Raw genomic sequence first — 12,911 nt, forward strand, 5'->3', positions numbered from 1 at the left:
CTCCCGGTTAGATAATCAACTTGTTGAATGGCTTGTCGCGCAAGGTTTTCTCAGCGATAGCATTCTTGGGATTCAGGCTCTGCCCAGCGACCACCACGCTGCCAAATTTTTCCAGCGACGTTTCACCGCCGTATTCATGAACGGTCTCGGTGTCCGGGTAGATATCGACGAAGCTGGGGGCATAGCGAGTCGCGAATCCCATCCTGGCGTCTTTCCTGGAGGTGTTGGGGTACGAGGCGTGCATCAACGTCGACCAGAAGATTACGCACTGCCCTGCCTTCATCACCAAGGGCACCGCCATGCTTTCGTCCGGCTTCCAGTCCGGATCGACCTGAAGTTCTCGATAGTCATAGCCAAAGAACCCGCGCTTCTTGCCTTCCTTTTCCAGCGTATTGACGCTCTCGCCGTCGTACTCCATACGCTTGGTTTCGTCATAGTTCATCTTTAGATGCGTGCCCGGCATGATTTCCAGGCAGCCGTTTTCAATCGTCGAATCGGTGAAGGCCGTCCAGACGGTCAACGTGCCTTTACCAAATGCAGACTCGGTTTCGCCTGGCCACAATATCTGCGGTTTACCACTGGCGTTGGCAAACGTATCGGCCTGGTGCCAATCAGTACCTTCATCGCCTGGGTACTTGGGAAAAAACTCCGTGCGCCAGCAAATCACGTCGGGCCCCAGAATATCGGTAACCGGCGAAACAATTTTAAGATGGGTGACGTGCTCGGCCAGCTTGTCGATATCCAGGTGCCGATCATAGTTGGATATATTGGTCCCGCTGCCAAACGAGTCCGCCGGATACGCGGCACGGCTACGGTCAGGCAGTGCACGCCTCACTTCATTCCAGAGGGCATGCATGTCTTCAGGCGTATAAATAGTCAGCGGCCCGATGAAACCGTTCTTTTCAAACGAGGCAATTTGCGCCGGGGTCAGGAAATAACTTTTATCCATGTCAATGCTCCTGTCAATGATTCAACGAGTGGCCAAGGGCGTCCGTGATGCTTTTATTGAATAATTTTTCAATTGAAACTTCGATGTTGTATTTTTTGCGAAGGCGTTTGTTGAGCGCCAGCGCAATCATTGAGTTGCCTCCCACATCGAGAAAATTTTCGTGTTGAGCAACCGGGCTTTCAACGGCTTCTGCAACCCAGCCCACGTAATCTGCCGTGATCTCGGCTTTTATAGTTTCGTCCAACATTCAGAGCCCCTCCAGCGTGCTGTAGATAATGTGCTTGTCAATCTTGCCGTTCACCGTTTTTGGAAACACAGGTACTTTTTTGTAACGCAGCGGATGCATGTAGCCCGGAAGCACAGCCCTGGCCTGTTTCTTCAGTTGTTGAATGGTGTCCGCTTCATTCTGCCTGGACGAAAAACAACAGAACAAATAGTCGCCCCACTGGGCATCATTAAAAGCAAGCACACACACTTCAAGCACATCAACCACCTGACCCAGCGCAGATTCGATATCACCCAGCTCAACCCGGTAACCGTTAATTTTTACTTGTTGATCAATGCGCCCGATATAAAGCAGATCTCCGTTATCCGCCTGCTCAACCAGATCACCCGAACGGTAATATGTTTCCGTGCCGCCTTCCGGGGTGATGAATTTATCCGCGGTCAGTGCCTGTCTGTTCAAGTAGCCTTCCGCTACCTGGGGACCGCCCAGAATCAACTCGCCCTCTGTCGCACCCGGAATTTCTCGATGTAGCCAATACGAAAAGCCTGGTAAGGGTCTGCCTATATTGGAGGTACCTTGCGCGGCTTCTTGTCGGGTGACGACATGTACCGTGGCATGTACGGTAACTTCAGTAATGCCATACATATTAATCAAGCGGGGCCGTGCATCGCCAAACACATCGAACCAGGTCTGTAGCCTGCCTGGATTGAGTCGCTCGCCCCCAAAGACAATACAGCGCAACGCCAACTCTTCGGCAGGCACCCGGGCCAATGACACCGCATTAATTGCAAAGGCTGACGGCGTCTGATTAAGGATGGTCACCTGCTCGGACCTGATGAAGTCTGCAAATTGATCCGGAGACAACCTCACATCCAGGGGCGGTATTAACAGCTTGCCGCCAAACCCCAGTGCGCTCCAGATTTCCCATACGGAGAAATCAAAAGCATACGAATGATACAAAACGATAATGTCTTCATTACTGAACTCGAACATGGGCTGCGTGCCTTCAAACAACGCAGCCACATTACCGTGTGTGATAGGAACGCCTTTGGGGCGACCTGTCGTGCCGGATGTATAAATTACGTAGGCGCGCTGATCCCGAGCGATAGGCTCAAAGGTAAAACCGTCGGGGTCGGCGTAGATCAACTGGCTGGCCGGTGTGAACGTTTCTTCCTGCCTTAGCGAGCTGTCGGATTCCCCGATGATGAGTTTGGGATTAGCGTCAGAAAGAATGGCAACGTTTCGTTGCATCGGAGCCGATTTGTCGAGCGGAATATACGCTGCACCGCACAGTTGTACCGCCAGTAAAACAGCGATCAGGTCAGTGGAGGGGGCCATTTCTACAGCAATGAAGTCAGACCGCATCACACCCCGTGCGCGCAATCCGCAGGCAAGCTGTCTGACCCGAGCTGCCAATTGACCGTAAGTGAGTTCACAGACAGAGTCTTTAACAGCCGACGCATTGGGAGCGGTGGCGACTACGCTGAAAAAGCGTTCAATAATCAACGGGCTTGCGGCGCTTTGCGCACCACTTCCTACAGAGAGAGAATCCATTTTCTCCAGAGCATTCATCCTGCATACCCGTTCCGTTTAAAAGACGAACGGACACTATAGCGAACAAAAGACTAAGTCAAGCAGGACTCGTGAAAGCGTTCAGCCGACGATTTCGTCGCTCCCAAACGTTAAGATTTTCAATGAAGATGTAGGTCAGGTCGCCGCGCAGGCGGTCAAGCAGGCCACGTAAGAGCTCATCGACCGAGGCTGACAGCGGTTTGAATCACAGTGGGCAGCGTGACGATGAGACCACACCTCACCGCCCGCTCACTGTCGTCAGCCTGGTGCCGATCAGGCTATCTGTTCGCGGGAAACGCCAAGCCCGAAGCGTTCGCGGTAGGCGGAAGGCGGCAGACCGATCGCATTGCGAAACGCCACGCGAAAACTTTCTACCGAACGATAACCACACACTCTCGCCACACTGGCAGTGCTCTGGTCGGTGCTTTCCAGTAGATCCCGCGCACGGCTCAGTCGCTCTTGCTGCAACCAGGCCTTTGGCGAAAGGCCGGTGGTTTCAACAAAGCGCCTGAGAAACGTACGTTCGCTCATGGCGACCTGGCTGGCCATCTCGCAGACACTCAAAGGTTTGTCCAGATTTTCCCGTGCCCACTGCAATACACGGGTTAGCTCATTGCGCGGCGATTTGCTCACTGGCGTCACGATGAATTGTGACTGCCCCCCCGTACGCTGAGGCGCCATGACCAGTCGCCGAGCCACCGAGTTTGCGACGTGGGCACCAAAGTCACGCAGGATCAGATGTAAACAGGCATCAATGCCGGCAGCACTGCCGGCCGAAGTAATGATCTGCCCGGCATCGACATACAGCACGTTCGGATCAACCGTGACAGACGGAAATCGTTCGGCCAGTTCTTCGCTCAGTTGCCAGTGAGTGGTCACCGTCTTGCCGTCGAGCAAACCGGTCGCGGCAAGAACGAATACGCCCGAACAGATCGACAGCAGGCGCGCGCCTCGCGCATGAGCATTACGCAACGCGGTCAGCAATGCTTCAGGAGGCGCTTCATGACGACTGCGCCACCCCGGAATAATGATCGTCCGGGCGCTATCAAGCAGTTCCAGGCTGGCATCAATACTGATTTGAATCCCGCCCAACGTCTGCATGGGACCTTGGTCAACCGCAACAATCTGACAGTCGTACCACAGAACTTCGATTTCCGGACGCGGCAAACCAAAAATCTCCAGTGCAATACCGAATTCAAAAACACAAAGACCTTTGTAGGCGAGGATGGCCACAGTTCCAGGATGATCAGACATTGGCGTAAATTTACCGTTTATTGGCGGGTGTCCTACTGTAGCCGACTGATCGAGTCCCCTACAATCGCCACGGACAATCACGAAAACAATAGACGACCACGCTTTATCCAAGCGACTGTCGCAGTGCCGACGCCCACTTGATACGTCGACAGAAGATTGTCCACTGTCCATACAATGAACAGCCTGGATGCCACGCGAATAGATTCAGCTTCTCTTGAACAGTTATCCGCGTTGCCGTGCGTCCATCACTTATTCCTGCCATTAAATTCCATACCCTCATTTCATGACCGTCACCTATCGGCGACCGGGTAATGATGGAGGTCGGCGATAGCGAGCGGGCGCTCGTTAATGCCGCTTGCTGCATGAGCGTTATCAGGACGCGTGAGGACAGGGACATGTTATTCGTACAGATTTTATTTGTGATGCTGACGGCCAAGTTACTCGGTGCCTTGCTGGCGCGCTTTGGCCAGCCTCAAGTGGTGGGTGAAATGATCGCCGGATTCGTATTGGGCCCGGTTATTCTTGGTCAGTTATTTCCAGGTTTCCATCAGCAACTATTCGATGCCGAGGCGACACGCCAGTTGAAAGTTCTCAGTGAATTGGGGCTGCTGCTGTTTACCTTCGTCATTGGTGCTGAATTCCGGTTCCCGGCAAAAGGCAGCAAGACCGGACTCAAGGCCTTGGCGATTGGCGGGTTCAGCATTGTCATTCCTTTTAGTTTGGGGATGGCAATCGCGCCTTGGCTTTTCGAACGCTTTTCCCACCCAGACGTTTCTCGACTGAGCTTCACTCTTTTCATAGGCACCGTGTTCTCGGTCACCGCTTTTCCGGTTCTCGCCCGGATTCTCAAGGAGCGCGGCCTGCTCGGCAGTGAGGCTGGAACAATTGCCCTGGTGGCAGCAGCCATGACCGATGTGGTTGCGTGGCTGCTGATTGCGCTGGTAGCCGTTGTCAGCGGCCATGACGGTAGCTGGCTGGTGCTCGGCGGGCGACTCCTCGGATTGCTATTGCTGGTCGCTGTGTCCTTTGCCCTGCTCAAGCCGCTGTTGCGCAAATGGCTGTCCGCCAAAGATCGTGTTGCTCAACCCAAGGTGCTGATCGTGATGGTCGCCGGAGCGCTGATCTACGGAAGCCTCACCCATGCTCTCGGGGTACATGCAGTGTTTGGGGCCTTCCTGTTCGGACTGTGCCTGCCACGGGAACAGCACTTGCTGGAGATGATCATTGAGCGCCTGGAACATGTCTCGCTGATCATTCTGATGCCGTGCTTCTTCGCCTTGACCGGGCTGAGTACCAGCAGCTCCGCATTTTCCAGCCTGGGCCTGCCCGTTCTGGCGGTCATTCTGACGGTGGCCATTATTGGCAAAGTAGCGGGCAGCGCTCTTGGCGCCCGAATGATGGCCTATCCATGGTCGATGTCCTGGACGCTTGGCGTGTTGATGAACACCCGCGGCTTGATGGAGCTGGTCGTACTCAAGATAGGTCTGGACCTGGGCATCATCGGTACCGAACTGTTTACCGCGCTGGTGGTAATGACCATTGTCACCACCTTGATGACCGGGCCGTTGCTGAGTTTGAAAACCCACCGATGGTTAACCGCGGGGGTTATCCATCAATCACGAAACTGACGACGTGCCGTTGATAAATCGATCAAAAAAAGAAAAGGGAGCCATTATGAAACATCAGAAACCCGGTCTGGCCATGGACGTGCTTGAACAACAACTCGAGAAGCACTTTCAGACCATTCTCTGTGACGAAACCCGGATGAAAAAAATTCGCAATGAGTTTCGTCGCGATGGTTATTTCAACTTCAAGGATTTTACCTTTCTACCGCGCAAGGTATTGGAAAGTGTTCACGAAGAGGTTCATGAATTGCTCAATGAGTATTCGGTGCGTCGCGACGTGACGGTTCCGTCCACCGGCAATACCTACCGTAAAATGTATAACGTCAATCAGCCGGAAATTGCCGAAGGCGGCACCTTGATTCCAGCACTGTACGAATCCAGAGCGCTGCGCAACTTTCTCGGCAATATTGCCGGCGATGATCTGGCCTCATGCTGGGAGCAGGAACAGTATCTGGTCACCAAGCTCAGCCACCCGGGCGATACTCATGGCTGGCACTGGGGCGACTACCCCTACACCATGATCTGGATTATCGAAGCGCCCGAGGATCCTGCGATCGGTGGCGTTCTGCAATGTGTGCCACACAGCGAATGGGACAAGCAGAACCCGCAGATCTGGCAGTACATCCTCAACAATCAAATCAAGTCCTATCACCACCTCAAGGGTGACGTGTACTTCCTCAAGTCCGACACCACCTTGCACCACGTTGTACCGATCCAGCAAGAAACCACTCGCATCATTCTCAATACCTGCTGGGCGAGCGCCCATGACCGCCGCACCGATGTCGCCCACGAAAGTATCGATGTGATCTGGGGCACCGAAGCGCGCACAGCCGAAGCTTCATAAGCCTGACGCCCGTACAGCCATCGAGTGAGCACGATCATCCACAGTGCCTGCGGTAGGCCGTTGCCTTTTTATCTTCAAGGAGAACTACCATGTCCATCAGTCAAGAAACGTTCCAGTCCGAAACCGCCTACGTTGTACGTGACAACGGGGTCGATCTCGAACTTAAGTTGTTCATGGATGAGCAGATTGACTACATCCTCAAACATCGCGCCACCGAGCACCCGTTCCTCAATGCTTATGCTCAGAAAGGCCTGCGTCCCGAACAGAGCAAGGTGCTGTACCTGGAAACCTTGCACTACTTCAAGTTCCTGCCGTTCTACGTCTGCGGTATTTCAACCATTACCCGGGACGAAGCCGTTTTGCGCACAATCGCCTTCAATGCTCGCGACGAATTGGGAGAAACCCAGTCGCACTCGGACCTGTATCGCAAATTTCTTCACGATAAGGGGATCGATGAGGCGCAGATCCAGGCTTATAAATGCCTGCCCAGCACTCAGGCATTGAACGACGGCATCTGCGCGCTTTACAACACCCCGCCGTTGCAGAAAGCCTTGGGCGGTTTGTTTGCAGATGAAGCGATGTCGGCATCGATGGTATCCAAATACAACGATGGCCTGATACATGAAGGTGTGGACGAGCGCGGTCGGTTTTTCTGGACGTTACACATGGAAGTGGAGGTCGGCCATTCCAATGCCGTGTTCAACGTCATGGAAAAACACCTGCAGACCCAAGAAGAACGTCGCCTGTTCGCCGAAGGTATTGAACAGTATCTGCACTTGATGGAAGTGTTCTGGGACGGTATCGAACGTAAACTCAATGCCGAGGCACTGCAATGACTGCAAAAAACGAGTCTGGCAACGGCGTAGCGTTTGGTCTCGGCGCCACCCTGCTGTGGGGATCGTACCCGCTGTGGTACAAGCCGCTGGCGGGGCTGGATGCCTACCACCTGCTATCGTGGCGAGTGGTGTTCGCGGAACTGTTTCTCGTGGCTCTGTTGCTACTGACCGGACGCTTGCCAGTGCTGCGCTCAACGTTGCGCACAGTAAGCCCGAAAAGCGTGCTGACGATCGCGGGCGTCCTCGGACTGTGGTGGCTGATGTACATCTACGGAATCATGACGGGCCGGGTGCTGGAGGTAGCTTTCGGCTACTTCCTAAGTCCTGTCATGAGCATGCTGGTGTCGCGGATTATCTTCAAGGAGCCACTGACGACGTTGCAGACCTGGGCGATTTTCCTCGCAGTGACCGGCGTGACCCTGATGGCGTTCGAGCTGCTCAACCTGCGTTCGTTTCCCTGGATCGCATTGGTCATCGGCTTCTGCTACTCGTTCTACGGCATATTCAAGAAGAAGGTTCCGGGGGATCCGGTAGTGGTGCAGACACTGGAAATCGGCGTGCTGCTGCCATTTGCCGCAGTATTTCTGACGCTGGCACATACCGCCGGGCAAGGGCATCAGTTCCTGCTTTCGCCCCCCCATGACCTACTGCTGGTCGCTACGGGGCTGATCACCGTATTACCGTTGTGGTGGTACAGTCTGGCGGCCAAACGTCTATCAATGATTACGCTTGGTTTCCTGCAATTCATCCCTCCGATCTGCAATTTCGTGTTGGCCGCCTTCGTTTATGGTGAGCCGGTCTCGTCGCTGAAACTGGCCGCGTTCGCGTTCATCTGGATGGCGCTGACACTGTTTACCTGGAACTCGATTCGGGTACAAAGAGCCAGCGCTGTCGCCAAACCGGCCGTACAACTGCGTACTGCGTGAGGACTCGTGCGCCACTCCTGTGGAGTGGCGCACGGGCTATAAGGAGATTCGAAATGAAAAAAATCGCTGTGGTCGGATGCACCGGCGCCGTGGGCATGACCATGCTCGAGCTGCTTGAAAATACCGGCTATGAAGTGGTGTGCATGGCCTCGAAACGCTCGGCAGGCAAAACGCTGAGGATTGGTGATAGCGAGCACTTGATAGAACCTTTCTCAGTGGAAGGCTGTGCTACCTGCGACATTGTTTTTCTGTGCGTATCAGGATCCTTCGCCCTTGAACATGGTGAGCGCCTTGCCCAGTCATCCTATGTAATTGATAACTCTTCGGCCTTTCGCTACGCAGACCACGTGCCATTGCTGGTCCCGCCCATCAACGGCCAACGCTATGCCGGTGAGAAACTCATCGCCAACCCTAACTGCTCATCGGCTATCGCCTTGATGGTGCTGGGCCCTTTGCATAACGAATATCATCTGGAAAGCGCGATCATCTCCACTTATCAGGCTGCCAGCGGAGCCGGTCAACCAGCAATGGAAGAACTACGGGAGCGAGCCAGGTCCTTCATTGATTATGGCGAAAACGATACTGCAGAACACTTCGCGCACAATCTGGCTTTCAATGTCATCCCTCAAGTGGACTCATTTGAAGCCAATGGTTATACACGCGAAGAGATGAAAGTGGTGTGGGAATTGCGAAAGGTACTGGGCGAGCCAGACCTGGCAATCAGCACAACCGCTGTACGCGTACCGACCCTGCGCTCTCATGCTGAAGCGCTGAGCCTGCAATTCAGGCAACCGATCGTTTCACTGGACCGCGTCCGTCAACTGCTCAGTGCCGCGCCCGGCGTCGAAGTCGTTGATGTGCCCGAGTCGGGACGCTATCCGATGCCAATGACCTCGACCTACAAACACGCGGTCGAGGTCGGGCGAATCCGTTACAACCTGATCTACAAGGAATACGGTCTGGACATCTTCGTTAGCGGAGATCAACTGCTGCGAGGTGCCGCCTTGAACGCATTCGAGATCATGCAGTTGCTGCCCGACTAACCGCTGCGGTTGACGGTCAGCGAGCCAATGCTGACGACTCGGCCGTCGGCACTTTTACATAGAGCTGTGTCCATCGAGCACGTTGGACACGGATTTCAACGCTTCATATCGGACGGCATCCACCACACCGCAGAACGCGGTTCTACATACTGGGTTTGTCGGCCCGGTTGTGCTCAATACACATGACGCCATCGCATACGCGGGGGCCGGGTGCAGATTCACTGCAGCTTCTTTCTGAGAGGCGGTATACCCAGCTTCATGAGATTGAGGGCATTGATGGCAGCAGACTCGAATGCCACTCCGTTATTTATGGAAGAGCGATGCTTGAATAGGGCGTGGGGTATCGGCAATCCTTTGAGCTTCTTGAAGTTACCTTTGTGCTCGGCAATACCCGCGTCAAGGGTGGCTACCAGATCCAGCGCCTGCTTCAACGTCTTGATCTCACAAATCAATCCGGAGCGATTCTCCTCTCCGATACTTCCGTCTTCCTGCTTTTCCTTTTTGCGTTGAAACTCCACTACGAGAAATACCCGCCCCCTCACCTCAATGCGCATCAACAACATGCCACGGCGGGCGTTGCCTCCCATGTCCAACCATTTTTCTGCCTTGGAAGACACGGGTTCGGGTGTGGAGAGCTGCACGCAAAGTGGATTGTCATCAGTACCCCGGCTGTCTGGAGGAACGAACCATTCCAGACTGTCGATATCCCCTCTTTCCTTTAACTGCAGAAACGCTTTCCACATGCTCAACAGTGCGCCTTCAGCGTTAATCGTTACCGGCTTCCCCTTTACGGACAATTTCCCGACCTGAGCGCTACCGCTGCCCGTTATCTCGCCTGTCGCATACACCTCTGGCTCGTCGGTAACGAGCGGAAGCGGCGTATTGTAGACGTGCTCTTTTATCTGCCTGGTTCTACCAATTTTCCGATCAGACGAAGAAATCTCGAACTCATCAGTCTCGATCTCTTCGTAAGGAGCCCTGCTGCCTGGCTGACGTTGATCAGTCATCCTCAGCTCGTCCGCCTCCTCGCCCGTGACACGCGGCCGGGACTGCGGGTAGAACTTATCGCTTCGAGTCTCTCCTTTCTGCTCAGACTGTTCCCGCACACTGTCGAAATCGACACCGTCTGGCAGCTTCCTTCCGGTCAACACAATGCATAAGAAATCTTTACCGTCATTGACCGGTATGACCCTGCACTTCAGGCGGGCAGTACCCTTTGTCCACGGTTTTACCTGAAGTGAGCAGGGCTCGTGATTGACGAATTCCGGCGTATCAAGCTGTTCGTACAGGTATTTGCAGGCGCGCTGAGTTGTCACATCGTGCCGGACATGGGCGAGAAAGGTTTCATCGATTTGGATCATGTCATTTCGTGGGTAGATCACCCACCGGGCAGACGATTTATTTTGCTTGTAAAAAAACCGGTTGAGCACCTCTGGCCAGGTATAGGTCGTCAGAATGCGAGGAATTTCAGATCCCAGGGAATACCCTCGCGCAAGAAGCTCCACACAGTTGATGAATAACCGCGACTGATCCTTTTGGTCAAACGCCAGTGACCAGTCTGAACTGGACTGTGGGGGTAGCTCAAAATCCTTGTCGGAGAATGGCAGCACACCGTTAATCAGTTCCCGATTAACGAAGTTCCAGCCCTTGTGATCCAGGTTGACGGTAAACCACCGCTCCTCGCACTGCGCACGGGCCACAGCGTTTCCATCCACGAAAATGGTTCCTGGCTGGTAAAGTCCGAGTCGGCTGAGCGCGATCTGTTGGGTTTTGAATGCCTGAGGTACATCATTGACAAGTTCTCTGAATACCACGTCAACCAGCGGTACAGTATTATCCGCCCTATTTTTACGCAAAGGACCGTACCACCAGACAATCCAGTCTCCGGGAAGATTCAGATCCAAGTCTTTACTGCTGCGACTAGAGGCATAAGGTAGGCGAGTAATGTGATCCAGCAAAGCAAGTTCTCCGTTCTAATGCCTTGAAAGAATACGTGGCGCTTCGTTGATAATACGGGGTTCCGGCCTTTCAACGAAAGGACGGGTAAAGGTCTGTCCGCAGCGAGCCAGAAATTGCGATACCACACCCAAGTGTGAGAATTGACGATTGGCTGGCGACGTTCGGTCGTGATGAAGCGTTTTAACCTCAATGGAATTAAAAGCATGACACGCCGATTCTATCCATCCCGCTGGCTGTCTGCCGGCCTGGTATCTTTCTGTGTCGGCACATCCGCGCTCGCCGAAGGCCTGACGCTGCACTCCGGCAAATACGAACAACTGATGCTGGCTGTGACACCAGAAGGTCAGATCGAAGGGTTCTATTCAGAGGAACGCGGCGTAGACACCACCTTCAGTTGCGCCTTCTACCTGCAAGGCAAGACCGAAGCCGGAAAGGCCAGCGCAGTTTCCACCTGGCTGGATGAGGTGTACCCGGGAACCTTAGAACCTTCGATTGACGGCGTGGTTCTGACGGTTGAAAAAGGTCAGCAACATCCAGGCTGCATGAACGTGCTCATGCCGGACATCTCGACAGGACTCGACCTGAGCAAGACCGAGGGCAAGAAGTGGATCGGCCTGGTCACCATTGCAGCCGACAAGGCCTGGCTGCAGAAAACACCGGAAGCCCATTCCGCTCATGGCGCCTATATCGTCAAGGATGATGTGGTTGGCGTATTGGCATTCAAGAATGGGGCAGCGAAAGTCGAGTTCATCAACGACAAGGGGCGATCGTTCACGGGCTGGATCGGCCAGGATCAATATGCTCGGGTGAAGGTGCCTGGGGGCTGAAACGGCCTCGGACGCTGCCTACACCTTTATCGGATGGGTCTCCAGACACTTCGCAAAGAGGGCTGACAGCCCCAATTCGATCAACCGTCTAACCTCCCTCCCAGCTGAATACCCAGCTACCGGATTTGGCGATCTGGCTAGGAGGCATACCGTTGACCATAGAAAGCAGGCATATTTACGCCTGTGTTTTGTTATGGCCGCTGTATGCGGGAGACCTTAGGGTCTGCCGGTGTCTCCTACCGGTTCGCCAACCTGCATGCAGCTGTCACCTTATTCGTTTGGCGACGGGAAGTGGCAGCTCCGAACTAGGAGAAGCTTTCTTTGAATACCAGCACAAATACGCCCCACATCCCCACCCTCTTCACCCGCCACAAATCCCACCTGCACGCCATTCGCCTGCAAGACCAGACCTGGTTCTGCGCCCGCGATCTGGGCATTCTAATGGGGATGTTTCTCGACGAGTTCCGGGCACGCAAGCTCGCGCCCGATCAGCGCAAGACCTTGTGCCTGGTGCGTTATGGCAAAGCGCAGGAGACGTTGATGGTGAGTGAGTCGGGCGCTTACGCCTTGCTGGTCTACCATCATGCTCCGCATAACGGCCCGTTACGTGAGTGGCTGGAGCATCATGTTGTGTCGACCTTGCGCGACATGCAGCAGACACCTGAATCGCAGCGTCCTACGCTGGGCTTGCTGCAGTGGCCGGGCGTGTCGTTGAGTTTGCTGAACTGGCAGGACGAGTCATGGATTCGCGTGCGGGACATGCCGGAGATTCTGTTGGAGCAATCGCGCCAAGGCGGTGGAAAGACGGCTTCTTGGTGGCGGCGGCTGCGAGCGCTCTGACGCAGTGCCG

At 54.4% G+C, this 12,911-nt stretch carries 12 protein-coding genes; 7 read left to right on the forward strand and 5 right to left on the reverse strand.

The annotated features are described in order from the left end of the window. Positions 1-7: 7 nt before the first annotated feature. The 4 genes from BZK31_RS14000 to ftrA form a co-directional block, all read right to left on the reverse strand. Positions 8-949: a chlorinating enzyme gene (locus tag BZK31_RS14000; RefSeq protein WP_083183562.1), complete on the reverse strand. Its 942-nt coding sequence runs from the start codon at positions 947-949 to the stop codon at positions 8-10. A gap of 13 nt (positions 950-962) precedes the next feature. Further along, entirely contained in the window at positions 963-1,196 is a 234-nt protein-coding gene (locus tag BZK31_RS14005) for an acyl carrier protein (RefSeq protein WP_083183563.1), read from the reverse strand. Then, entirely contained in the window at positions 1,197-2,747 is a 1,551-nt protein-coding gene (locus tag BZK31_RS14010) for an amino acid adenylation domain-containing protein (RefSeq protein WP_083183564.1), read from the reverse strand. 273 nt (positions 2,748-3,020) lie between these two features. Beyond that, a complete protein-coding gene (gene ftrA / locus BZK31_RS14015) occupies positions 3,021-4,001 on the reverse strand; it encodes a transcriptional regulator FtrA (protein ID WP_083183565.1) in 981 nt (326 codons plus the stop codon). Positions 4,002-4,312: 311 nt separating this feature from the next. Here ftrA and BZK31_RS14020 point away from each other — a divergent pair, with 311 nt between their 5' ends. The 5 genes from BZK31_RS14020 to BZK31_RS14040 all read left to right on the forward strand — a co-directional run bounded on the left by BZK31_RS14020 (position 4,313) and on the right by BZK31_RS14040 (position 9,275). After that, on the forward strand, positions 4,313-5,629 hold the full coding sequence (locus tag BZK31_RS14020) for a cation:proton antiporter (protein WP_083183566.1): 1,317 nt from the start codon (positions 4,313-4,315) through the stop codon (positions 5,627-5,629). A gap of 46 nt (positions 5,630-5,675) precedes the next feature. Continuing rightward, complete coding sequence (locus tag BZK31_RS14025; RefSeq protein ID WP_083183567.1) at positions 5,676-6,470, forward strand: HalD/BesD family halogenase; 795 nt, start codon at positions 5,676-5,678, stop codon at positions 6,468-6,470. A gap of 89 nt (positions 6,471-6,559) precedes the next feature. Further along, a complete protein-coding gene (locus BZK31_RS14030) occupies positions 6,560-7,306 on the forward strand; it encodes an iron-containing redox enzyme family protein (RefSeq protein ID WP_083183568.1) in 747 nt (248 codons plus the stop codon). Beyond that, positions 7,303-8,232: an EamA family transporter RarD gene (rarD, locus tag BZK31_RS14035; protein ID WP_083183569.1), complete on the forward strand. Its 930-nt coding sequence runs from the start codon at positions 7,303-7,305 to the stop codon at positions 8,230-8,232. Before BZK31_RS14030 ends, rarD begins: the two co-directional genes overlap by 4 nt. A 53-nt stretch (positions 8,233-8,285) precedes the next feature. Then, entirely contained in the window at positions 8,286-9,275 is a 990-nt protein-coding gene (locus BZK31_RS14040) for an aspartate-semialdehyde dehydrogenase (protein ID WP_083183570.1), read from the forward strand. A gap of 218 nt (positions 9,276-9,493) precedes the next feature. On the opposite strand, the gene BZK31_RS14045 is transcribed toward BZK31_RS14040, so the two are convergent. Further along, the gene (locus BZK31_RS14045) at positions 9,494-11,179 is read right to left on the reverse strand and encodes a hypothetical protein (RefSeq protein WP_157900735.1); all 1,686 of its coding nucleotides are present in this window, start codon (positions 11,177-11,179) and stop codon (positions 9,494-9,496) included. A gap of 258 nt (positions 11,180-11,437) precedes the next feature. Here BZK31_RS14045 and BZK31_RS14050 point away from each other — a divergent pair, with 258 nt between their 5' ends. Together BZK31_RS14050 and BZK31_RS14055 are read left to right on the forward strand one after the other, a co-directional pair. Continuing rightward, a complete protein-coding gene (locus tag BZK31_RS14050) occupies positions 11,438-12,061 on the forward strand; it encodes a hypothetical protein (protein WP_083183572.1) in 624 nt (207 codons plus the stop codon). A 321-nt stretch (positions 12,062-12,382) separates the two neighbouring features. Beyond that, positions 12,383-12,901, forward strand: a complete 519-nt coding sequence (locus BZK31_RS14055; RefSeq protein WP_083183573.1) for a BRO-N domain-containing protein — start codon at positions 12,383-12,385, stop codon at positions 12,899-12,901. Positions 12,902-12,911 lie beyond the last annotated feature (10 nt).

The organism is Pseudomonas floridensis (assembly GCF_002087235.1).
In the GTDB taxonomy this organism is placed as follows: Bacteria; Pseudomonadota; Gammaproteobacteria; order Pseudomonadales; family Pseudomonadaceae; genus Aquipseudomonas; species Aquipseudomonas floridensis.

Excerpts from the sequence above, each read along its gene's own strand:
- BZK31_RS14010 (WP_083183564.1), bottom strand. The coding sequence starts at position 2,747 with ATGAATGCTCTGGAGAAAATGGATTCTCTCTCTGTAGGAAGTGGTGCG.
- BZK31_RS14000 (WP_083183562.1), bottom strand. The coding sequence starts at position 949 with ATGGATAAAAGTTATTTCCTGACCCCGGCGCAAATTGCCTCGTTTGAA.
- rarD (WP_083183569.1), top strand. The coding sequence starts at position 7,303 with ATGACTGCAAAAAACGAGTCTGGCAACGGCGTAGCGTTTGGTCTCGGC.
- BZK31_RS14030 (WP_083183568.1), top strand. The coding sequence starts at position 6,560 with ATGTCCATCAGTCAAGAAACGTTCCAGTCCGAAACCGCCTACGTTGTA.
- ftrA (WP_083183565.1), bottom strand. The coding sequence starts at position 4,001 with ATGTCTGATCATCCTGGAACTGTGGCCATCCTCGCCTACAAAGGTCTT.
- BZK31_RS14050 (WP_083183572.1), top strand. The coding sequence starts at position 11,438 with ATGACACGCCGATTCTATCCATCCCGCTGGCTGTCTGCCGGCCTGGTA.
- BZK31_RS14025 (WP_083183567.1), top strand. The coding sequence starts at position 5,676 with ATGAAACATCAGAAACCCGGTCTGGCCATGGACGTGCTTGAACAACAA.
- BZK31_RS14020 (WP_083183566.1), top strand. The coding sequence starts at position 4,313 with ATGATGGAGGTCGGCGATAGCGAGCGGGCGCTCGTTAATGCCGCTTGC.
- BZK31_RS14005 (WP_083183563.1), bottom strand. The coding sequence starts at position 1,196 with ATGTTGGACGAAACTATAAAAGCCGAGATCACGGCAGATTACGTGGGC.
- BZK31_RS14040 (WP_083183570.1), top strand. The coding sequence starts at position 8,286 with ATGAAAAAAATCGCTGTGGTCGGATGCACCGGCGCCGTGGGCATGACC.